This is a genomic window from Desulfosporosinus metallidurans (assembly GCF_001936615.1).
In the GTDB taxonomy this organism is placed as follows: Bacteria; Bacillota; Desulfitobacteriia; order Desulfitobacteriales; family Desulfitobacteriaceae; genus Desulfosporosinus; species Desulfosporosinus metallidurans.
On the sequence record NZ_MLBF01000012.1, the window covers coordinates 17,102 to 40,950 of the forward strand.

A 23,849-nucleotide genomic window follows, 5' to 3' on the forward strand; every position below is an offset into this window, starting at 1 on the left:
TCACCCCCTAAAAAATTGTCTGATTAGCTGTTTCAATCACTAAACGCATTCGTTCACTCGTAGTTTCCGGAGCCATTCCACCTCCTGTCGAAAATAAATAGCGTCCGCCCGGGCCAGCCTGTTTAATTTTTTCCTGGCATTTGGCCACAACCTCCTGATCGGAGCCTTCCAACATTTCATTAACTGGGTGAAGGTTGCCCATCACACACTTGTCCAGACTGTCCCTTGTCTCTGCCAGGTTATGCTTAGGCCCAATATGGACCACGTTGGCATTAATTTCTTTAATCGTTCCCAACAAGTGAGGATAATTGTTTTCGTTATGGTAAACCCGAATCTCCGCCTCCTTCACATGCTCGAAGAGTTCTTTTAGGTATGGATGCACGAACTCTCTGTACATCTTTTCGGAAACCATCCCCGGGAAATGGTCCCAGATAATCGCCCTCTTTAGCGGACCAACGATCTCCAATTGGGCGTCAATATATTCTTTTAAGAAGTCTGTGACCTTGCGAGCCAAGACATGCACTAATTCGGGTGTATCTACCATACCAAAGCTATATTTGTCATATCCTAACAGTAGAGCGGTAACTTCACCGGGACCACCGCAAAAAACGTGGCCATCCAGATAGCCTTGTTTTTCGGTCCAGTGTTTCGGCAAATTTGTCTTGAAATATTTCAGATAACTTAACACTTCCGAGGTATAGGGCGCCTTACGCGGGTCGGGGGTTTGAAAAGTCGCCGCCTGGCTCAGATCCTCCAAAGCCGATTTGCGGATGTGCGGCGGGCTGTAATCCAAAAATTCAACCTGACAACCCATAGCTCCCAATTCCGGCACAAGCCCAAAGTCCGGGAAAATACCGGGTACTGTAAACGTATCCGGAAATTGCTCATGAAACAGCATTTGCGCTTTTAGCATTTTTTCCGGGTCCGCATAATACTGGTCATCCGGTATACCCGCAAAGGGTGCGTAAGTCTGACCAATAGTCCACAAACAAACCGGTACTCGCTCTGGAATAACCTTGCCATTGATGACATCTAAGATTTCATGATAGTCGTTCACTATTAATACCCCTTCCTCTATTTATCTGCCAAGTTCGAATCAACTGATCGACCGCGTCTTCCAGCATAGAAGCCGCATTATGCATAGCCTCTTCTAGGCTCATCGGACGAGAAACGATACATTGAACAGAATCTATACCATGCTGATAGACAGCAGTGTAACCAGGCCCAAGACTTCCCGTCATGGCAACAATGGGCAAGCCATATCTCTTTGCCAGCTCAGCCACCGCAATCGGCGCCTTACCGAGGACTGTTTGACCGTTTATTTCCCCCTCACCGGTGATAACTAAATCGATTCCGCCGCTGGCGAAAACTTGATCTAAACCAATTAACCCCAGTACTAAAGCACTTCCTTTAACTAACCTTGCGCCAAGGAAACCAAGTAAACCAGCGCCTAACCCCCCTGCAGCTCCGGCCCCCGGGATTTCTGCAATGTTTCGTCCTGTAGTTTGGTAAAGCAAAGTTCCCAGATGCTGAAGAAGATGATCTAAGTGATTAACCTGTTCCGGTGTCGCCCCTTTTTGGGGACCAAATACCGCCGAGGCCCCGTGTGGGCCGCACAAAGGAGAATCCACATCACAAGCCCCGATAATCTCGACCTCGGCCAAGCGCGGATCCAAACCTGATAGATCAATCTCACTCACATACTCTAGATTGCCAACATTAGTCTCCACTATTTGCCGTTCACTGTCCAGAAAACGAATTCCCAGGGCAGACGCCATCCCTACCCCACCGTCATTGGTGGCACTGCCCCCTAATCCAACCACAATCCTACGGCAACCCGAATCCACCAATTTTAATATCAATTCCCCCACTCCATAACTAGTTGTTTGTTCTGGGTTTCGCTGTTCAGGCCCAACAAGCGGCAAACCACAAGCGGAGGCCACCTCAATTAACCCTGTTTCACCGTCATCCAATATTCCGCATACCGCCTTAACAGTCTGGCCGATCGGTCCAACTACTTGAACTTCTATCAGATTGCCACCGGCCGCGGCTATCACCGTTTTTACCAAACCCTCTCCACCATCGGCGATCGGAAACTTTTGTACTACAGCATCCGGAAATATTCCTTTTACTCCTCTTTCAATACAGAGGGACGCTTCGATCGCGCTGAGGCTCCCTTTGAATGAATCCGGAGCAGCCACAAACCGCATGTTTTAACCCCCAATTTGCTGATCAATTTACTTTAGGCCAAATATCAGAATCAATTGTTTTCTCTGATTAATAATTCGCGATTGTTGTTCTCTTTGCCTTTGAAGCATTTTCTGAACTTTAAGCCTAAAGTCAAAAAAAAATTGTGCAATATGCACAATTTTCTGAACCATTCCTAACAATTAACTTTCTTTGACCGTAATAATGACGTACTCATCTAACTTAAATATCTCCAAGCCATTATTGCTAATTTAAGTTTAATTGCCTGGTCAAATGATGTTGCCGGTTTATATCCAGTCAACTTTTCTATCTTCTCCAGGCGAAACAGGATCGTATTGCGGTGCAAAAATAGAGCATGGGCAGTTTGGGTGAGACTAAGGTTGTTCTCAAATAACGCCTCCAACGTTTGAAATATCTCTTCTCGCTGGTTAGCGAACCGTTCTGTTAAGAAGGTACCCATCACAGCATGGATGTAATCTTCTAACACTTGTTTGGGCGCAGCAGTTAACAGATTTTCCAGAGGCATTTCTTCAGACCAGAAAATATGCCCGCCACTTCGCAGAGAGCGGCCGATGGAGATCGCTTCTACAGCTTCCCGCAAAGAGTTTGAATACCCACTATAATGCTGATACAAGCGTCCCACCCCTACGGTAGTGGTAATCCCAACATCATGTTGGATAGCGCGTTGGACTTTTTCAATAATTGATTCAGCTTCTTTTTTACTTTGATTCCGATCCGATCCGGCAAAGTCTTTAAAAACGACGATTTTGCTCCCCCCTGCATGGGTCAGGATCTCTTTGCCACCAAAACCCTTCGTGCGAGCTGCAGACTGGAGTATTTCCTCCTTAAACAACTGAACAGCCAGTTCATCCGGCGGTAAGTTATGTATGGAAGATCTAGTTTTTAAATTCTCATTAAAGTCGTCGATATCAAACACTATGGCGTATCGGGGGACGCTGAGATCGAAACCTAAAACCGATGCTCTGGTTAAAAATATTTCTTCACTTACCTCAATATCACCGTTGCACAGATCGCCAAGAAACCGTTCTTTGGCTCTCAATTCTAAGTTTAGTTGCTCCTTTAACTGCAACTGATCCAACATCAACTCGACCGAAGTTCGTACTAACTTGGCGCTGACACCGATCTCCTCCGGCAACCCGGTAATACCGACCACCCCAACAATTTGGCCTTTAAAGATAATTGGCAGATTAATGCCCGGTTTACCACCTGACGAAGGGTCAATGTCATTGGTAAAAACCTCAATCGTCCGGCCACTTTGGATAACCTGCGCTGCCCATCGATGAAATGAACCCAAACGGTCCAAATCCCTACAAGCAATGATGATGGCCTGTTCATTCATAATGTTAATGTTTTTGCCGATGATTTGTACCATCTTATCTACAATTGGCTGAACTAAGTCATGTGTGAGTACTAACACACTGTAACCTCCTTGTAAGATAGATATAGGGTTAAGGTTACAAAACCAACCCGAACGTTCCTTGATAACTTACTCCCTGTAAGATTTAATGTAACACCATGCAGTCCAAACCTGACCATGTGAGTGCGCGAATCTCCCGAGCTTTCATTTGAATGAAAGAGCTCAAATCCTCCGTATTTAAAATATCTTATCAGCCCCCTTAACTAGATGCAAGAAATGTGATTGGTCTGGGGCACCACTAACTCTCGCAATCGCTTGTAGGAGTTAGTAACATTGGTGCGCCACCAAATCTAAGCTACTGGAAAAATACTTTAACAGTGATAACCACTCCCAAAGGTGTAATCCAGAAATGGTCTACCTTAAAAAATGGAAATTGATCATAATCCGCGTTACTAATGTCATCTTTCACCCTGGGAAAGGTGGCTCTTTATTCGCTCTTTTTCGAATATTGTAGAACTTTGGTAAAACTGAAGTATTGAGCCCCAAAAAGTTGTATAATGAGGACTGTCGATTGTGAAACTCAACGACCCTGTACTGAAGTACAGGGGTTATTATTGCGACTGGGAAGTCGCGATTACGGCTAAAGCCGTTTAAAAAATGCGGGACTAGAAGTCCTTTTAAAGACTTAAGTCTTCTGAAAGACCTATTGCTGAAAGCAATCTTAAGCCGGTGACTGAAACTCACTCCTCACTCATCCTCTATTTTAAATATCTATTTTAAATATCTATTTTACACCGTTCTTGTATTGATCTTCTATGTACGCCTTAATTGTTTCTTCTGTTACTGACCTCACAGTTGCACAAAAATAGCCTACTGCCCATAAATGCTGTCCCCAATATTTTTTCTTAATTTCTGGAAACTCATTTTGTAGTAGCTTCGACGATCTTCCTTTGAGATATTGCACTATTTTACTAGGTGCTATATTCATCGGACACGATATTAGCATGTGAACATGATCTTTGCCTATACTACCTTGAACTATTGTCACACCTATTGTTTCACATCCCTGACGGAGCAGTTCTCTCAATCGTTGACCTGTCACTTGTGCAGTATTTTATATCGGTATTTTGTCACCCACACCTACGTGATACTTTATATCATATACTGTGTGGCTTCCTTTTTTGTAATCTACTATAGTAGCGGTCACCTCTTATATATAGTTTTAGCTGACCGCTACTACTTGGTCTACGCTAGAAGCTGTCCCGACTGAAGTCGGGGGCATTAACCCAAGCGCATTGAAAATTAGCTAAATAAAGATCAAGAACCCTCCCGTAGCCGTCAATTGTTTCGGTAACGGGAGGGCTTTTTGTTGTCTCCGAGATAAGTTTGACAATGGGGCACAACAGTGGCGTCTATAAAACCAACCTCACAACATGGTCGAGACCATCCTCGGTCAAGCTTATGTAGGGCTCAGAAAGTTCTAACTCCCGTCCATCAAGTTCTAACCTACTTCCTCCGGTGCTCTTATGCAAGTGGTTTTGAACCTGGATCTGATACGTTGTCTGCTTAAATCGATAGATCATAGAATACTCTCCCCAAGCTTTAGGAATACACGGTATCAAATACAGGCGTTCCCCTCGCCGCTGTAATCCTAAAATCCACTCTACCCCCGCTTGATACATCCACCCTGCTGCTCCTGTGTACCATGTCCATCCTCCCCTGCCGATATTTGGTTCAGTTGAGTAAACATCAGCAGCGATAACATAGGGTTCCACTTTATAACGCAAGACTTCGCTTGGCGTCAGGGCATGATTAATGGGATTAATCATTTGGAAGAGTTCCCACGCCTTATCCCCTTCTCCTAATTTAGCCCAAGCAATAATACTCCAGATAACACCATGGGTATATTGTCCACCATTTTCTCGCACGCCCGGAGGATAACCTTGGATATAGCCCGGACTAGGATCCGTCTTCTCAAAAGGTGGGGTCAAGAGACGTACTAAGGAATACTCTCGGTTCACCAGTTCTCGATCCACCGCCATCATGGCCAGTTTCGCTTTTTCAGAGGGCGCCGCCCCAGAAATCACAGACCATGCTTGAGCAATAGCATCAATCTGGCATTCCTGATTTTCCGCTGAACCCAGCGACTGTCCGTTGTCAAAATATGCCCTGCGGTACCATTGTCCGTCCCAAGCCTTTTCATTGAGATTGCCGGCTAATTCTTCAGCAACTTGGCGATATCTCAGAGCTATATCGCCGGCCTTCCAGCGTTCACACAGTTCAGAAAACCCTTCTAGGATCGTATATAAAAACCAGCCTAGCCAGACACTTTCCCCTTTCCCTTCACGCCCGACCCTATTCATTCCATCGTTCCAGTCGCCCGTCCCCATTAAGGGCAGACCATGGGAACCAAAATGCAAAGAACGTTCGATCGCTCGCAGGCAATGTTCAAAGAGAGAGGCTCGTTCCGTCGATATCTTAGTTTCCGAATAACGTTCATCCTCATCTGGCCCCAAGGGGAGGTCTTCTAGAAAATACACTTCCTGAACTAAGAGTTCCTCGTCCTGAGTATGTTCCAGATAACGCAGCACGCTATAAGGTAACCATAACAAATCATCGGAGAACTTCGTGCGAATCCCACGTTTTGTCTCTTCATGCCACCAGTGCTGGACATCCCCTTCCTTAAATTGATGCGCAGCATGGCGCAGGATTTGTTCTTTGGTCAGTTCTGGGGAAACATGCAGGAGTGCTAAACTATCTTGCAGCTGGTCTCTGAATCCATAAGCTCCTCCAGCTTGATAAAAAGCGGACCTAGCCCACATCCGGCAACTTAAGGTTTGATATAACAACCAGCCATTGAGCATCAGATCCATACTCTTATCCGGAGTAACCACCTGCACACCCTTAACGAGGTGTGCCCAAAAATTCTGGACCTCTTGAAACTTCTTAGCAACTGTCAACGGTTCTACATAGCTGGACGTGAGACCTGTCACTTCTTCACCTGAGCGGGCTTGTCCGAGAAGCACCAAGACCTGTTTTTCTTCCCCAGGGTCTAACGTTAGCGTCACTTGAATTGCCCCGCAGGAATTGTACATCATCCCACTAGAATTCGACAAAGCGACCCTAGAAAGAGCTGCTGGTTTTTTCAACGACCCATGGCGCCCTAAAAATTCCATGCGATCCCCAGTCCAAGTCCGGTTCGGTTTTTCCCCCACGGTTTGAACCCAAAGGAAAGCCTTCCTGTCAGGGAATACTTCTTGGTAGATGTTGCGAGCTAACAAAGCTCCCGACCCCTCATCGATCTCTGTGATGATAAACGGTGCATTGACTTCTCTTTGCACCCCCAAAACCCACTCAACATAGTACGTAAGCGAAATTTGACGAGCCTCTTGGCCCAGATTTCTTAAAGTAACCTGCCAGACCTTGAGGGAATCCTTCAAGGGAACAAACACTAACCCTGCTTGGAAAATCCCGTGACTGGTGTGCTCGAAGCGGCTGTACCCCCACCCATGATAGACAGTATAGGGATCTTCCTCATGGATCGGGAAACAAGTCAGCGACCAAAACTCGCCACTATCTTCGTCACGAAGATAGCCTACTTCTCCAGGGAGATCCATAACGGGATCATTGTTCCAGGGGGTTAGTTTATTCTCCCGACTGTTTTCTGCCCACGTATACCCTGCGCCTGATTCCGAAATCTGAGTCCCAAACGACGGATTGGCTAAGATATTCGACCAAGGAACTGGAGTTAACTTATGGTCATTAAGGTAGATAGCGTACTCGTGTCCCCCAGCTACAAATCCCCCCAACCCATTAAAGAACGCCAGGTCCTTGGCATAGTTGGGCGGGCCAATCCTCTCTGGAATCCAAGAACTCACTTTAGGAACGAAGACAGCTGGTAGATTACCTTCTACTTTAGGGGCTGTCAGTTGTTTAGCCAAGTTTCCACCATCCGCTTTCAAGGAAATGCGCGCTACCGTGGAAAACAGTATTTTATCCTCAACGGGCATGCTATTGGAAGAGCGAATAAAGACCCCCCCTGGCCGATCTAGAAAATCACGATCTGAACTAGCAAACACTAGGTGGCGCAGGGCTTCTGTTAGTGGCTGTTCGTAGCTCCCTGCAAAATCGTTGAGAATCAGCAAGTCAACTTTAAGCCCTCGCAGACGCCAATATTCATGGGCTAAAAGAACAGAACTCACTAAATCCAGATTTTCCACTTCTGAGACATGGATGATCACCAACGGTATGTCCCCTGAGATACCATAGTTCCATAACGCCGATTGTCCCTTTCTGTTTTGCAGGATACTTTGCGCTCGCATCGTCCTCAAGGGGTTAAAGTAGAAAATCTGAGAAAGCATCCACTGATAAATGTCCGCTTGTCGAGTCGACAAGTTCAGATACCTCAGTTCAATTCTGCTTCTGGTCCATGCTAATTCTAACGTATGATCTACTTGATGAGGGGAGGAAAGATGCTGTATCATCGTTAGCACCTTTTCTCTCGTCTCGGCAACTCCTGTCACAAAGGTTAGACGAACTTTTTTACCGGGAGGGACTTCTACCCGCCTTCTCAGTGCAAGAATTGGGTCAAGTACTGAACCAAGCGTTCCCGAGAGCCGTTGGTTCTCCACCACCGCCTTCGGACGATCATAGAATTGCCCCCGCCCTAGAAAGCGCGCCCGATCTGTCTCATACTCTAAAACTCCCACAGTCTTCCCTTCAACACTCACCGAGTGAGCCAACCATGGAAAGTGTTCTTCTGGGGTCCGTCCCCTTCGATGGGCTAACAGAGCTTCCGGTTGATCGGAAAACTCCGTGTGTACAAAAAGTTTATTAAAAGCAGGGTGGGCATCATCCGCTGCTTGAGGCGCTAAAACAACTTCGGAATAACTCGTCACCTCCAACACATGAGCTTCCTGCCCTTGATTTGTAAAGGTAATCCGGCGAATTTCAGCATCCCATTCTGGAGAAACTGAAACTTCTGTAAGGGTGTGAATATCACCGTTCGTTCTAGTATACGTCACCTTCTCTAACGAGAAACTCATCTCATCACTGGCTGACCGATCATGGCAAGGTTGGTAGGTTGCCGACCAAATCTTATGTTCTGTAAGATCATTAATATAGAAGAAACTTCCCCACGGATCCTTAGCTGGATTCTCTCGCCAACGAGATACGGCTAACTCTCCGAAGCGACTAAACCCGCTTCCGCTACTTGTCAGCATGACCACATAGCGACCATTGGAGAGAATTCTAGCTTCAGGCATGGGCGTATCCGCACTGTAAAAGCGTCGTTCGAACTCGTTCTCATCCTTAGCCCGAGGGGATCTTGGTGCCGTCCACTTCCAACGATTTAGAACCACGGGTTTTTGCGAGATTCGTTCCTGCAAGAGCAGTTCTATGGCCTGAATTCGTGAGTCCGCATGAAACCGACTACTCAAGGGGCGATCCATCAGGGAATGACTCAAGGCCACCAAACTCATTCCCTGATGATGAGCCATGAAGCTTTTAATCGAGACGTTTTGCTCAGTTTCAGGTAAGCGCTCCTTGGTGAAATCTAGGGCTTCGTAAAAACCATACTCCCCTCTAGCCCCTAACTTCTCGAGGACGTTCAAATTTTTAAAGGCTGCTTTAAAATCGATCAAAGAGGCTAATACAGTGGCATACGGAGCGATAACCCGTTCATACCCTAACCCACGTTTGAGTCCTAAAAACGGCACTCCGAACGCCTGATATTGATAATTCATCTCAAAATCAAAGGCATAAAAACCTGACTCAGAAATCCCCCAAGGCAATCCTAGATTTGTGGCATATGAAATGTGTTTTTTCACAATGGACCTGTACGTTTCATCCCAGAGAGTATCCCTATAGCGGTTCATCAAGAGTAAAGGCATCAGATATTCAAACATCGTCCCAGTCCAGGATAACAAAGCGGTTTCCCGTCCTACCATAGTTAAGGTACGTCCTAAAGCAAACCAGTGTTCAGTCGGAAGCTGACCGAGCGCAATCCCCATAAAGCTTGCCTGCCTGGCTTCAGAAGCCATCAAATCATAGTATGAGTTGTCCCGCTGTTGACTGGAAACATTATATCCGATGGCCATGAACCTGATCTTTTCATTATACAAGGGTCGAAAATCGGGTTCTATCGCCATCTTTTCTAGACGAGTTTGCAGAGTTTCGATCCTTGCTAAACATTTCGCAAGGGTTAAAAGGCCTTTTTCAAGGGCTTCCCTCCACTGCAAAGCAAACTCCCCACTCATTTCCCCGCTATGCTTCAAGCTTTCTCTAGTAATCTCAACGAGCTCCGGTAACGTTTGCGCTTCCTCCCAAAGTGACCCTAGTCTTGCCACTTGTTCCTGGGCACTGGCCACTTCGGAATTTCCCTGCGCAGTGAAGTCCTGCTTACCCATCTGTTCGATAAGCTCTAAGCTCGGGATCAATTCCTTCAGTTCCGTGATCGCCAGGTCCACTCTTTGCTGTATTAGGAACGGAAACTGCTCGACGTTCGCCTCTAAAAGTAGCCGATACCAGCTCATATAGCTTATCGACTGTTCTTGCAAGGCATCTTCAAGTTGTTGTTTCCAAGCCTTTAATTCCACACCTACCTTGTCGTCATCCTGTTCCTCCTTGGTAATCCGATCTAACATGCCTAGGATCGTAGCTTGATCGACAAGTGGGTTAGTTCCCCATTCCTTAACCCCTTGTTTTACCGTGAGTAGGTAAGCCACCATATTGCCACTATCCACTGTGGACACATAGAGGGGCAAAAGCGGTTCTAGCGTGCATGTATCATACCAGTTATAAAAGTGTCCCTGCCAACGTTGCATCGCTTCGAGGGAATCCAGGGTATGTTCTAGGCGATCCATTAGTTCTGTCGTCGTTAAATAGCCCAGATCGCGAGCCACCATGGTCGATCCCAAGAGCAACCCTATATTAGTAGGAGAGGTCCGATGAGCGATACCCCGTGGTGGATCGACCTGTAGATTATCCGGCGGAAGCCAATTGTCCGCTTCCTGCACAACGTGTTCAAAGAAGCGCCAGGTATCATAAGCCAAGGCACGCACGTAGTTCCGCTCGTCCGGCATCATTTCTGTCTTTTTATCAAGTTGCGGTTTACTGAGCCAATACGCCAAAAAGGGTCCAAACATCCATAGGGAACCAATTCCGAGACCTAATTTAGCCATATCACGCTCGGAAAATAAGGTTCCGAGTAATAAGAGTACAACGAAAAAATACCCTTTACTTAAGCGACAAATGAAAACGCCGACTGTTTTTGGGGTCTGTCGTTCGATATCGGCTGCCGTAACCCACTCCAACAAATGCTTTTTGGAGAAGAGCAAGCGATAGAGTGTTCGAAGAATGGCATCCAATAAAATCGCGCTCTTGAACGGTAGCATTACGACAGTGACCGCAATTTGTCCCAGAATACCTAGTAGGTTTCGCCATCTCCACCGCCACTTCAACCTTTGTTTAAAACTATTCAGGGAATGAATGAAAAAAGGAATTGCAATCGTTGAAATAACAATGCCTAACCAACCCATCTTCCAGCCCGGCAATCCTAAACTACTAGAGATTGTCAACCCTAATAAGATCGGATCCAGTAAGCTACGTCGCAAATTGTCGATCATTTGCCAGCGAGTGATGATCGGGAGATCGACCCAAAGACGTGTCCCTCTTCGGTTCCGTACAAGAGGAGAAAACCAGCGCAAGAGTTGCCAATCGCCACGTACCCAGCGATGCATGCGCTGAAGATAGGAATAGTAATTCGAAGGAAAATCATCCATTAGCTCGATATCTGTGACGAGACCTGCTCGTAAAAACCCGCCCTCTAACAAATCATGGCTCAAAACGGTGTTGTCTGGAAAACGGTGGCTGAGAATTTTGTCAAAAACCGTTAAGTCATAAATACCTTTCCCCGTAAAAATTCCATGCCCGAATAAATCCTGATAGGGGTCGGAGACCGCAAACGTATACGGGTCTATCCCTGTCACGCCTGCAAACCAATACGCCAGTCGTGAACGATACAGGCTCTCATGCTTGACCAAAATTCTGGGTTGCAACAAACCATAACCACGAACAACTCTCGTTTGATCCTCATTAAGCAATGGGATATTCAGAGGGTGAGCCATTGTTCCGATCAATCGTTTAGCTGCATCCCTAGGTAACTCTGTATCCGAATCAAGTGTGATGACATACCGTATTTTAGGGAAAATATTGGTATCCCCTAGAATATCTGTAAAACTAGTCGTCTGATCACCCAGCAACAGCGCATTAAATTCAGTCAACTTACCTCGTTTACGCTCCCACCCCATCCAAACCCCTTCTTTAGGATTCCAAAGGCGTTTACGCACCAAGAGATAAAAGGTTGAACCCTCTTGGCAAGGATATTTATGATTTAGGTCTTCTAGCAACAGGCGCGCAGTCTGCAGTATTTGACCATCTTGGGGTAATGTTTCCTCACAGGCGTCACGGAAATCCCCTAATATCGCGAAATGGACATGAGGATCCTGATTCGCTAAATGATGGACCTCGATATGGTGTAACAACGTTTGAACGTCAGTTTCACTTGACAAGAAGGTGGGGATGACCACCATCGTTGCCGCTTCAGAAGTTACTCCTTCTTTGAACTCTAACCTCAGCAACGGCTTGGGGGGAAAGCAACGTTGAATAAGAGAATTAACGATGCTTAAGCTCCACTCACTGGCAGGAACTAATAAGACTAAGCTCAAAGCCACACCCGTCCAGATAGTTTGAGTCCAGAACCCTCCGACGATTTTCCAGAAAACGACTAAGGTGAACATTGCTAAGATCAAGACAGAACTTAGGAACGTAAAGGTCGGATGCCGCTTTAACCGCAGCAAAGGATTACACCAAATGTTACGACGCGCTTGTAATGCCACATAGAGTTCATCTTTCCCTTGATCGATAAGATAATAACCCACATGTTTTTGAGGAACTTTCTCACAAGGGAGCATGGTTGGAAATTTACCTGCTAAAGAAACCGCCGTTTGGGCGATTAAACATTCTTGCACCTTCAAGGTCTTAGCTATATGTTCCACCGCATGTCTCAACTGATCCCGACTGGCGAAATCCATTAAGAGATAAATCCTGCTCGGATCATTCTCCAAAATTCGTTCTACCGTGCTTAACGATTCAAACTGTTCCTCCCATTTCCAACGGGATACATTGCGCAAGCTGCTGATGAGATTTCCAGCCTTAACCCGATAATTTGCTTGGAGCTGGTGTTCATGACCCATCAGTTTCTCGATACCTTCTGTTTGCAAACCGATTTTGCGTTCGATCCATTGACGAATAGGAATACCCTCTTCTCCATAGTCCCGGAGCCTTCCTATGATATAAACGACAAAGACTGTGGGGAGAACGCTCAGGTCACTTGTTGTTTGCTCTATCTCAAAGCTGAGTTTATCTTGATCAGCGAGATGAGGCACCCACTTTTGGAACAACTCTTCAGCCTGCTTACGGGCCTTATGACGTTCAAAAACCTCTTCAAAAAGATCGCCCAGTTCTTCTAATAAACTTATGCGTAGAAATAACGGAATCGACCAAAGTTCGCCCATCGTAAGGGTCGAAATCTCTTGAAAAGCTCTTATGTATTGAGAAAGCATAGGCAAACTCGCTTGCCCACCCATATTCTGTAGAAAGTTTTGTAAGATGACTGAAATGCGAGTTTGCGAAGATTTGACATCCCATTTGGGTAAACGTCGATAATAAGACGGTGAAAGATTCTTCTCAACATTAAGGTTCTGTTCCTTAAATAAATCAACATGATCCATCAACCATTCCATCGCCGGCAATAAAGGAAATCCCGCGCTTTCGTCAACTTCAAATTCATGACTATAGGCTTCTAGTTGCTCGACAATCTTTCTTAATTTACGAAACGGTGTGCTTCCTCGTCTGTGATAAACCGTGATATTTTCAAGCGCAAGGGTATGGGCACGTTGTTTGAGTTCCTCAGAATTTAATACATTTTGTTCTAGCACTTGATCATCACCTCGTTTTGAATTCTTCCACTAGTCTTCGAGGTTACTCCTCGCACAGTGGAAACTTTTTCATCCGAGTCTAACAATTAGTTTAATTCCCATTATACTCTAAACTTTCTATATACTATTATCTTTTCCTTCTATAATCCGGTTTTGTAATAATAATATAATTCTATGTCTGGCTTGCTCTTTTTACATAAAAAGTTAGTAAATACGTCATAATAATGGCAGGAGGTGTTCCATATGGAGCTTTATTGGTTTACTCAGGCTGTCGCCTACTGGTCCCTTGTTTTATTCTTAGTACCCATAATCTATATCAAAAAGCTTATGCCCTTCGCCTTTTTAGGAGGTTTCATCTACACATGGATCGTACAACTATTTGCGGTTGATATATTTAAACGTTGGGCTTTTAAATCAGATTTAGTAATGATTTATAATATACCTGTATTCTTTACTTTAAGTTGGTTTGCCGTCACAACAATTTTCGGCTATTTGCTATGGCGTTTTCCACGCTATCAGGTATGGTTCGTATTGTTTTTTACTTTATGGGCTACAGCTATGAGCTATACAGCCCAGTTGCTTAACCAGATAGTCCTTCATGGTTGGAGTATCACTGAGACCTTTATGTTCGCAATCTTTTCCCACGTTTTATTACTTTATGTTTTCAAATATCTGCATCATGTAAATGAGTTAGGTGCTAAAGAAACTATGTTGCAGGATTCACTTTCATGGCTAAAAGACCGGTAACAGGGAAACAGGGGGACAGGTACGTTGTTTCAAATTTAAAATCCCACGGATTTCTTCACAACACGAACGGACCTTTGGCCTATGAGAATATGATAAGAGGAGCGAACCCTAAAATTCCTTAGAGTTCGCTCCTTAACGTTATTATCCGACATGCTATTCTTATGATAGTCTAACCACGGTTTTGATTTACTAGTTCACACCTTTTGCTAACATCTTTTTAGGTAGTTCTCGCATTTTCGAGGTATTCATTATTAAAATTGATCCCACTGCAACAAAAATCCTCTTATCATTAAGACTTTAAATGGACCCTTTTTGCCGAATTGTACCTGCCCAAGCGAATACGAGAATAATACCCAATAGGTCATTGAGAGGAATATAGTCAAGCCACCCAGGAGCTTTCCTCCACCACGAAAGATAAAAATCCATGAAATGACGAAAAAGGGAATGACAATATAAAGGGTAAAGACATTGGCACCGGAGATAGCCTTGTTCCGATTGAAAGAACAATATCCACAATGAAACAAGAATCGTGGTAACTAGTGAGATAACCTTGAGCCTATTTTTGAAAATACCCATAGTGATATAGGTTGGAAAGCTGAATCCCTTGTGCTGTGTAGGATTTAGTTTTTTGTTTTCCATCTCCAGTTTAGTTCTTCTTCAGAAAGCTTAGTAAAAGAAAAACCGGAAAGCTTTAGCATCCCGGTCTATAATATGAATTGAGCCTTGATTCTTATGCTCCTAGATTGTGGTGAATCCGCTTCTGTGCCTCCTATAAAGACAGCTCTTATGTGTACCACAACTGCGCCCGCCTGGTTCGCATTCTTGAAGTGATTCTGGAATCCCACTTTCCTGACAACCTTTAACTTGATTAATGTGCGTGGCTACTTTTTGCACTTCGGAGGAATCACCTGCAATGAGGAAAGTCGTTGAACCTTCCGCCCCGTCGATTCCACCTTTAGCAATGACAGTGCAGCTAACTTTTCCTAGCGTCATTAGAGCTTCACGTTCAGTTATCAACTCACCAAAAATCGGAACAAGGCCAAAAGCCATTCCGTGTGCCTCATCTACTGTATTTCTACCGGCTTGGATGATCGCCTCTCTGATCTTGCCCGGGATCAGTTTTTCTAGTCCACAAGCAATGATCACTTTTGCTCCATGACCAAGCATCCCACTGAGGGCTTCACCAGGAATACCGCCCAACGAGGCCCCAATACACATGGCGGCATTCCCATCAGTATCGATTGCATTTGCTCCAATCAGAATAATGTCTTCCCGCCCAAATGAATCCACAACTTCTTTGAGAGTCTTATCTACAACTTCTGGTTGCCCATGGTCTAAGAGTATACTATGCCCTGTTATTTCTGTATGACGAGTTCCCTTTGCCCCTCGGGGCGAAAATCTTCCAGAGATCTTTAACGGCTGCCCGGCCAGAATTTCGGCAATTGCCGAGACGGTTGTCCCACCTTTGAGCAGCACTTTTCCATTCTGCAGCGCATTTTTAACCTCCGGTAAGGAAGCGATGCCCGCGGCAATGACCCGTTTGCCCTCCGCTACGGTCAAGGTAACCTGTATACGCGTATCTATGGATGCCTCCCCCGTTTTTATCAATTTAAATAATAAACTCTCCTTGAGCGATAATACATATATCATCAAAATAGACATCAGGCTTCAAGATGATACCGTCCAGATGGCAATCTGCTTTGACCGTACCTCCGAAGGAAGTATTCGTGCCAAAAGCAATATGCACGGTTCCATAAACCTTTTCGTCCTCTAGGATAACGCCGGAAAGTCTAGCCTGAGGATTAGTCCCGATCCCTAGTTCCCCAAGACTGGCATTCCTTTCATTTGCAAATAAGATTTGGACTTTGTCAGCATCTTGCCCACGCATTTCAACAAGCTTACCATCCAAGATCTTCACATGAAGTGGTTGACACAGCTTTCCTATTCCTACCATGCTCCCGTCGATAACAGTTTCACCTTGTGCAGTTCCTTCAATTGGCGCGATATAGGCTTCACCTGAAGGCAAATTACCTGAAGTACCAGGATCCCGATAGACACCGGTACTTGGTACTCCCTTACGACCTTTTAGGCTCATGGCAAGGACGAACCCATCCTTTATGATCTTCACAGTTTCCGCCTTAGTCAATAGTTCTGTCACCTTCAAGGTGAGAGCTTGAACTTCGTTATAGTCTGCTGTAATTGCTCCTTCGGAAAACATCTCTTCAGTAATCCCAGGCATGGTGGCAACTCTTGCTCCTCGCTTGACAGCCTGAATCCTGGCATTAGTATGTGTTAGTGAACTCACAGTTGGGCAAATCACCACATCAGCGGCAGCCATCGCTTTTGCCACGGGTTCCGGCGGCTCTTCGCCGTTCACTGCGCGAGGCTTCATCACCATGAGCATTCCTTCAGCACCTAAGGACTGCGCCTCTTCATATAATGCTTGCCCAATCTTTAGCTTCTCATCGTCGGAAACAATCAGAACCTTTTCACCAGGACGCACATTGAGACAATCTCTCAGGACAACCTGGCTCCCTTTTTTCAGACTCATCGAACCACTCCTTAGTCCATCATCTCTCGGACGATTCGTGCCACAAGAGTACGAGCGAGGATGACTGGTTTGCCGGTAATATTTTGAACGATTCTTTTCATTTCAACTGTGTAGCCTATACAGTCCATGACGATGACATCCACGTCCTGCTTTCTAAGCTCTTCTGCTGCTTGAATGACTTCGGCGATATCACCATACGGGGAACCTACTACAGCCTCCACCTTTTCAACACTTTGTCCCCAGAGCTCCAGACATTGCCTAACCTGATCCCGATCCGGATTGAGAACACCGATGTGGCTATGTGGAGCAAGTCTAGGAACTACTGCATGCAGAATAGTTTGCGGATATAGTAAAAGTTTCTGCGTGTTAAATATCGTGGGGAACTTACCGGTACAGATAAAGACAATTAGCTCCGCACCTTCAGCATCCAGCTTTTCTACACATTTTTGTAAGCGCGGAAGGATATAACTTTCGCCAAACTTTACACTTAATCCATCTTTTAACTTAGATACGAGTACAAAATCTCCTTCCTTAGGGACAAACTGAAGAATTTCATCGTTCGTTAATCCGTCTAAAGCCCCTGCCTGAAGGATCTCAATATTATCACCCAGAATATCCCGCATTTCTCCAATAACGTCTTCACGTGGAGATTGTCCAATTGTAATCGTGCCAATTTTTCTTTTCATCCCCGAACCTCCCAAAACTTGATTACTTTCCTAAAGTTTGCAGATGATTCATCGAGCCATACTTTGTCACGATCTTCTTGTACTCTTCCTCATCGAAGAATTGACATTGTCCGCGACCAAATGCTTTGGCCACTTCTAACATGAAGCGAGCCGCCAGCTCCATATCTACAAAATGACTAGCCCCGGATGCAGATCCCGGAACTGGAACTTCCGTGGTAATAGCGACCCCTACGACAGGAGCCTTCGTCGCAGTTGCAGGTTGAAGAATACTGTTAATATGAAATAAATCATTGCCATAAGGGGTTATATCCTGAGTAGAAAGTGCAAAGACATAAGGCATCCGTCCAGTTGTAATTTGCATGATGTCTAATAGATCATCACTGACCTTTAAAATATACCCCTCTTTGACTGTAGGGGAGATGGCAAAGCCGCGTGTATTGATAATCCTGTTCCCTTTGGTTGTATCACAGGAAAGAATCGCATCTAGCTCATCGTCCACCTCTGCCTGGTTCACGACCGACATTTCGACCGGAGAACCCATGAAAGGTACGGGCTTATGTGGTTGAGTCGGTGCATCGGGGCAGATGTGTGTACATACAACAACATCTCCCTCGATAAAATCCCCTTTTTGCTGCATATCTAAAAGTTTAGCCGCAATCGTCAAAGCAACAAGTGCTCCATCTCCGTCTGAGACCATGCCAATGACTTCTGGACGAGCACCTAAGCCGCCTAATCTGCCTAAAAGTCCGATGGTCGGGGCATTCATCCCTTGGGATTTACCACGTGTACCAGAAATCCGGATGCGAATGAAATCCGTGCTTCCTGGATTCCCTTGAATCGTTCGAACTGTTATGTCTTTGGCTCCATAAGTATTCTCTAAGAATTCTTTAACACTGTATCCGTTGGCGTCGCTGCGGTCGATCAGTTCATATAATTCCATAAGTTGTTTGATAAGCATTTTCCCTTCACCTCATCCTAAAAAATATAGTTAAGAATTTCTTTATGCACGATCGGCTCAATTTCCGCCATAAGCTTACGATCAAACATCCCGCTTCCCAGTTTGAGATTCTCTTTGGCCGTCTTAATCACGACGACCTTTTGCCCTTGTTGGATTTCGGCACTGGTTACTGGTATTCCAGTCAAACTATCCAGTGTCATAATTAAATCGGGGAAGGTTCCTAACCTTTCGCCACCTTTTTCTAAAGTCATATACTCATTCCAGAAAGTCAGTTCATAATCCTTGATCTTGACTGTACCCACATCAAAACCGCCGTCTGTGACGAGCTTAAGTTCCTCGATTAAACCCTCGGTAACGATTTCACCCTTAAGAAAGTCTACAACTTCCTGAATTCCGTCCTTCGGAGATTTTTGCAGTCCGTGAAATAAGGCCCGCCCGGTTTCAATCGCATGAGTTACCCCATGGATGGCTCCGTTTTGTCTTACGTATCCCGCTGTCACCGGGTTTCTGGCGACAGCTACTAACCCGCCGGCTACTACAGAACTTTGTCTGACCATCCTGGCTGTTTTATCTAAGGATCCTTTGAAAAATCCTTCGATATTGTTTCCGAGCTCTGGATTCCCACCTGCGACAGCCTGATATGAAACGTAATCTTCGAGATTGTTTAAACCCATGCTACCCATTGTTCCGGTGGGATGGGCACGTCCATTACAAGGGGCATCCACGATGGGAATGTTCAGAACGGCTGCTTGAATCCAGCCATTTACTGTTGCCGTTCCTCCATTCTCATTCGTGATTATGCCACCGACCTTTATACCTGTGTTTTCTTGAAAGATTTCCACAGCACGTACATAATCGCGTGGGGAAACATATTTGTCCGGAGCAGCCGGTGCCCCGACAGCAGCTGCGGTTAGTATAACCGTATCCTCAGAAAGATCCTCTATATCTATTAATTGGGGTGCTCCAAAATCCACGGCTGTCTTCGCAGCGATCAACCCAGTTTCCTTAGGGCCGCCGCCCCCGCCTCCGAGAATGGCACCACCATAAACTGCATATTGAATCAATTCCTCGTTTAATCTTATTTTAGACATGTCCCACCCCTACTCTCTTCGCAGACAAGCGAAATACGTCAGCAAACCTTCAGCCATCACAGGATCAATGACTGGTATTTCACATACTTTCTCTAACTCTTTGGCTATCCTGATCGTCGACAGCCCGGTACATGCCAAAGCGATCACTTCGGCTCCTAACGCTTTTAGCTCTTTAGCTTTCTTAATGACTGCCGTTCTTCCTGCTGGAGTCAGCAGATCCAAAGTTGAATTAACCCCTTCTGCCCTGCAAGTACCAACTATATTTTCACCGAAAGTTCTTGCATAGGCGCGTGGAACTACTTCCGTTATTCCTAAGACCCCGACCTTTTTGCCATAGTGCGAAGCCAAGAGCGCAGTTGCTTCCCCACCGCCGACGACAGGAATCTTGAGTTCTTTCCGCAATTCCTCTACAGCTGGGTCACCAGCACAACTGATGATAAGGGCTTCTATCCCCTCCCAAACTTTAGCAAGATCCACGATTTTGGGCACAGCTAATAACTCTGTGGCCTCATCATGAATTCCTTCAGGTTGATTAAGGATACATTTTGATTCTACCTCTAACTCCGGATAATACTGTTCTAGAAGTCGACCGTGAAGATTAAGCATTTCCTCATCATGGATGGTGACAACTCGGACAAGCCCTACCTTGAACTTTTTAGCCATAATTCAACCCCTTATTCTTTTAAACTAAATTGATAATTTTTTGTTTCGTTATACCGATTGGTAAACAAACATCAAATTCTTGATCGAGCTGCTGCATTTTTCGAATAAAATCCTTATCCTGTTCCACATAGAGAGGTAATTTATGCTGATTAATAAGAAGTTCTACTTTCATAGTTTGAGCAATTAATTGCAGTTTCTCGAGGATAGCTTCGCCATCCACTGTTGCTGGATAGCGCATATCAAACTTAATGCTTCCTTGTTCAAGATCGAATTGTGCTACACACATATCCAATGCCAAAGAACCAGAGAAAGTTAAACATCCTCTTTGACAATACGTATATCTACATTGTGAGAGACCTAAATGACCTCGTGGCCGCCTAGATCTCTCCGAGACCTTAATTCATTTTAGATAACTATTTCTTAGTTCTCATCGTAAATACCGAACTAAAGAAACTGTATAGTGCATCTCCAGCAATAAATCCCGCTGCCATGATGCTCATCGGTGTCTCAGCTTCTTTACCCTTGACTTTCAAGACGATAGCTCTGATTGCAATCCCGGCTAGAACTGCCCAACCAGCTTTAGGATTGATAATTAAGAGTCCTGTTGCTAATAAGATGCCCATTTGGCGGTTAGGTCCGCCTACAAATTGCAGAATGGCTCCAGGAATAGCCCAAAGAAGCAAATTCCGAGCAACCTCAGCCGAAGCACCTGCTTTGATCGTAGCAACGTAAACCCGGTCAACAGGCGGAACTAGATTGGCTGCAAAATACCCTTTGTGCGAGAAAAAGACAACGATGATGGCCACAACAAAAGCCAAAATAGCCGTAATATATTGCTGCTTGCGTCCATCCTTTTCCAGTTCAGGATTACTGCCATCACCACGGATCCTGTAGCCTGTTTTCAGGTCATAGCCCATATCAGCAAAAGCTGGACCTGTAGAAGCACTAAATCCAACCATTAAGGCGAGCGCTACCGGAGGGAATCCGATCAACATACCAATAATCAAAGTAATCAAGGCAACCGCGAAGGCAGGAAACCAGCCGGAATGCATCGCGGAAATACCGACAATGATTTCATGAACAAAAGCCGCAAAGGCCGCAAAGACTAAATAGACAATCAGCATCCCGAAAGACATCTTTGTAATGATGCCTGTCGTTAAAGCAATAATTAACGCAATGGCTAAGTAAGCGATAAAGCCATAAGTAAAGGCTTGAGAAATATCTTTTTCGGTACGGGTAAGATTTTCGAGCACTTCACCATGTGCGTCTGCCTTTTGGGCTTCTTGCTTCTTGCGTACGATTAAAATAACTTGAATGAGGGCAACGATGCCAGCTCCAATCATAAAACCATGTGGAACATACAAGGAGTTGATATCGAAACCGAATAAAGGTTTGGAATATCCCCGCAATAATAAACCGACACCAAACATGGTCAACGCCCAGATGTTTCCGATAAAGGCAACCCCAAAGGCCGACATGGAAATTCCGAAATAGGAACCCAGAAGACCTAGCCCAGTCCCAATACCGAGAAGGCCTGCACGCTTACCACCTTGGTCTCCGGCAATTAAAGCTTCAGCCGTTGCCACACCGGGAGGCCACGCTCCTTTAGCAGGAAATAATTTGGAATCAAATACTTTGAACAGAATGGTGGCATCAGAGATCATTGCAAGTGAAGCACCTAATAGCATAGGAAGAATAAGTTCAGGTGTCCCCATGACAAATGGAATCCCGATAGGAATCAATAAACTGTTACCTGCCCCAAAAGTAGCAGAGGAAATACTTGTTTGCACAAGGTTTTGCTCATGCAAAGAACGGAATTGCTTAAAGAACCTTACAGGAATTCTGGATAAAATCATTGCAATCAGAGCGCCGATAATGGAAGTGTTGGGCGTAATCCCTAAAGTAACGATCAGTTGAATACCGATGATTGCTCCGAGGATTGCCACAATAAGATTAAACACTATTATGGTTGGCCTCAAAGCTGAAGGATGTTTTTCAAAGTCAGAACTAGCCATCTTATCTCTCCCTCTTTTAAATTTCTTCAGTGTACTATGGAAAGAACTTATAGTAATAAAACTATCCCCCACCACCTTTTTTCACGGATTTTTTTATTGTGCTTTTCTTAATAGTCAAAACACTTCTTTCTACCTGTTTAGATTAAGCCTTTAAACTCTTGTCTCCATATTGGAACCAGTGGTTCTAATCCTCCCCTTAAGTATAACCTAAACTTACCCGAAATCAATATTCTTTTCTAAAAAAGATCTTATTTTCTACGTGTAATATATACTCGTATCGCTTTCTATCTCGTACGACTATATAAATAACTCATACGGACATATAACTCAGTACGGATAGATAATCCTTACGTCTATATAAATCTTACGGAATCTATAACTCATACGAGATATAGACTTTATAAATAAAAAGCTAGAGGGCAATTAAAGCACCCACTAGCTTTTTATTTATAAACAATGCCTTACTTTACCAAGTTAAAACAGGTTCCCTTTGGAATAGATCGACGGAGTTATTATAGGATAGTGTCAAGGTAAGCCTGTATCTCCGAAGTCCTGATTTCGAGTATAGTCAATACTTCCCGTACTTTGCTCTCCGGAAATCTATATTCAGGTCCGGCTACAGTAATGGAGCCTGTAATTTTACGTTTACGAGTAAATAACGGAAGTGCAACCCCAACTACTGCATCGGAATATTCACCTAACGAGTAACACCAGCCCTGCAGGCGTATTTCTTCTAGATTCTTCAATAATTTTTGTGGATCAACAATCGTATAACCAGCAAACTCTTGCAGTCCTTTCTCAATAATTGCCAGCTGATCTTTTTCTGGGACGTAAGCCATAATAATCTTGTTTGAAGCACCAGCGTATAGAGGCGTACGGCTTCCGATAGACACAGCAAATTTGACCCTTTGGGAAGATTCGGCTATGTCCACGCAAATACCTTCTAATTCGTCTAACCAGGTTAAAAAAACAGACTCTCCTGTCTCGTTAGCAAGCTTTTCCATAGTTGGATAGATCATATCTGAAATTCTAAGTTTACTTCTTACAATAAGCCCATATTCCCAAAATTTAATGCCGAGCTCATATTTTTTGGTATCTTCATTTTGAACCAAAAAACCGTGGTCCTCAAAAGTAGCTAGCACCCGGTAAATGATGGAGTGGCTGATATTCAGTTCTTTAGCCAATTCACGTACACCCCAAGCAGGATGTTCGTACGTAAAATAACGAAGTATCTCTAAAGCATTGTCCAATGTTTTCAGCGCCATTAAATTCTCCTTTTAGATTCTCTATAAATTCTCCATATAAATCTTCTTTTTACTAATCATGACCTATTTTATAACTTTCGTCAAATCTATTCACATTTCAGACGCTTAAGCACTTGACAGAGTTAAGACCAATAGGACATTTTCAACAATTCTAACCTTGATAATCGTTCCCGTAATGTATAGCATTTTAATGGGGTTAAATCATAAATTGCCATTTCGGAGCAGACTGCCTATAAGGTACTCCATTAATTATTTCCCAGCGTTCATTTTCCGACCACAAGGGGACGTT

At 44.6% G+C, this 23,849-nt stretch carries 14 protein-coding genes and 1 pseudogene; 1 reads left to right on the plus strand and 14 read right to left on the minus strand.

The window, feature by feature from the left end:
- Positions 1-7: 7 nt before the first annotated feature.
- The 5 genes and pseudogenes from DSOL_RS09920 to DSOL_RS09940 form a co-directional block, all read right to left on the minus strand.
- The gene (locus DSOL_RS09920) at positions 8-1,057 is read right to left on the minus strand and encodes a uroporphyrinogen decarboxylase family protein (protein ID WP_075364710.1); all 1,050 of its coding nucleotides are present in this window, start codon (positions 1,055-1,057) and stop codon (positions 8-10) included.
- Positions 1,041-2,210, minus strand: a complete 1,170-nt coding sequence (locus DSOL_RS09925; RefSeq protein ID WP_075364711.1) for a glycerate kinase — start codon at positions 2,208-2,210, stop codon at positions 1,041-1,043. The genes DSOL_RS09920 and DSOL_RS09925 overlap by 17 nt, the downstream gene beginning before the upstream one ends.
- Before the next feature lie 215 nt (positions 2,211-2,425).
- A complete protein-coding gene (locus tag DSOL_RS09930; protein WP_075364712.1) occupies positions 2,426-3,646 on the minus strand; it encodes a CdaR family transcriptional regulator in 1,221 nt (406 codons plus the stop codon).
- Between the two features lie 724 nt (positions 3,647-4,370).
- Positions 4,371-4,781: pseudogene (gene tnpA / locus DSOL_RS09935) on the minus strand (IS200/IS605 family transposase).
- 217 nt (positions 4,782-4,998) lie between these two features.
- Entirely contained in the window at positions 4,999-13,584 is an 8,586-nt protein-coding gene (locus DSOL_RS09940) for a GH36-type glycosyl hydrolase domain-containing protein (protein ID WP_075364713.1), read from the minus strand.
- Between the two features lie 243 nt (positions 13,585-13,827).
- Between DSOL_RS09940 and DSOL_RS09945 the strand changes: the two genes are divergently transcribed.
- Complete coding sequence (locus DSOL_RS09945; protein WP_075364714.1) at positions 13,828-14,331, plus strand: hypothetical protein; 504 nt, start codon at positions 13,828-13,830, stop codon at positions 14,329-14,331.
- A 738-nt stretch (positions 14,332-15,069) separates the two neighbouring features.
- Here DSOL_RS09945 and DSOL_RS09955 read toward each other — a convergent pair.
- From DSOL_RS09955 to DSOL_RS09995, 9 genes are all read right to left on the minus strand, one after another.
- On the minus strand, positions 15,070-15,939 hold the full coding sequence (locus tag DSOL_RS09955) for a hypothetical protein (RefSeq protein WP_083642437.1): 870 nt from the start codon (positions 15,937-15,939) through the stop codon (positions 15,070-15,072).
- A gap of 1 nt (position 15,940) precedes the next feature.
- Positions 15,941-16,882, minus strand: a complete 942-nt coding sequence (locus DSOL_RS09960; RefSeq protein WP_075364716.1) for an aminopeptidase — start codon at positions 16,880-16,882, stop codon at positions 15,941-15,943.
- A gap of 11 nt (positions 16,883-16,893) precedes the next feature.
- Complete coding sequence (locus tag DSOL_RS09965; RefSeq protein WP_075364717.1) at positions 16,894-17,568, minus strand: AroM family protein; 675 nt, start codon at positions 17,566-17,568, stop codon at positions 16,894-16,896.
- A 22-nt stretch (positions 17,569-17,590) separates the two neighbouring features.
- Positions 17,591-18,526 (minus strand): DUF1177 domain-containing protein, encoded by a 936-nt coding sequence (locus DSOL_RS09970; RefSeq protein ID WP_075364718.1) that lies wholly within the window; start codon positions 18,524-18,526, stop codon positions 17,591-17,593.
- 17 nt (positions 18,527-18,543) lie between these two features.
- Positions 18,544-19,617: an S-methyl thiohydantoin desulfurase family protein gene (locus DSOL_RS09975; protein WP_075364719.1), complete on the minus strand. Its 1,074-nt coding sequence runs from the start codon at positions 19,615-19,617 to the stop codon at positions 18,544-18,546.
- A 9-nt stretch (positions 19,618-19,626) separates the two neighbouring features.
- Complete coding sequence (locus DSOL_RS09980) at positions 19,627-20,280, minus strand: aspartate/glutamate racemase family protein (protein ID WP_075364720.1); 654 nt, start codon at positions 20,278-20,280, stop codon at positions 19,627-19,629.
- 19 nt (positions 20,281-20,299) lie between these two features.
- The gene (locus DSOL_RS09985) at positions 20,300-20,518 is read right to left on the minus strand and encodes a hypothetical protein (RefSeq protein ID WP_170871482.1); all 219 of its coding nucleotides are present in this window, start codon (positions 20,516-20,518) and stop codon (positions 20,300-20,302) included.
- A 175-nt stretch (positions 20,519-20,693) separates the two neighbouring features.
- Positions 20,694-22,295: an OPT/YSL family transporter gene (locus tag DSOL_RS09990; protein ID WP_075364722.1), complete on the minus strand. Its 1,602-nt coding sequence runs from the start codon at positions 22,293-22,295 to the stop codon at positions 20,694-20,696.
- A gap of 512 nt (positions 22,296-22,807) precedes the next feature.
- On the minus strand, positions 22,808-23,560 hold the full coding sequence (locus DSOL_RS09995) for an IclR family transcriptional regulator (protein WP_075364723.1): 753 nt from the start codon (positions 23,558-23,560) through the stop codon (positions 22,808-22,810).
- Positions 23,561-23,849 lie beyond the last annotated feature (289 nt).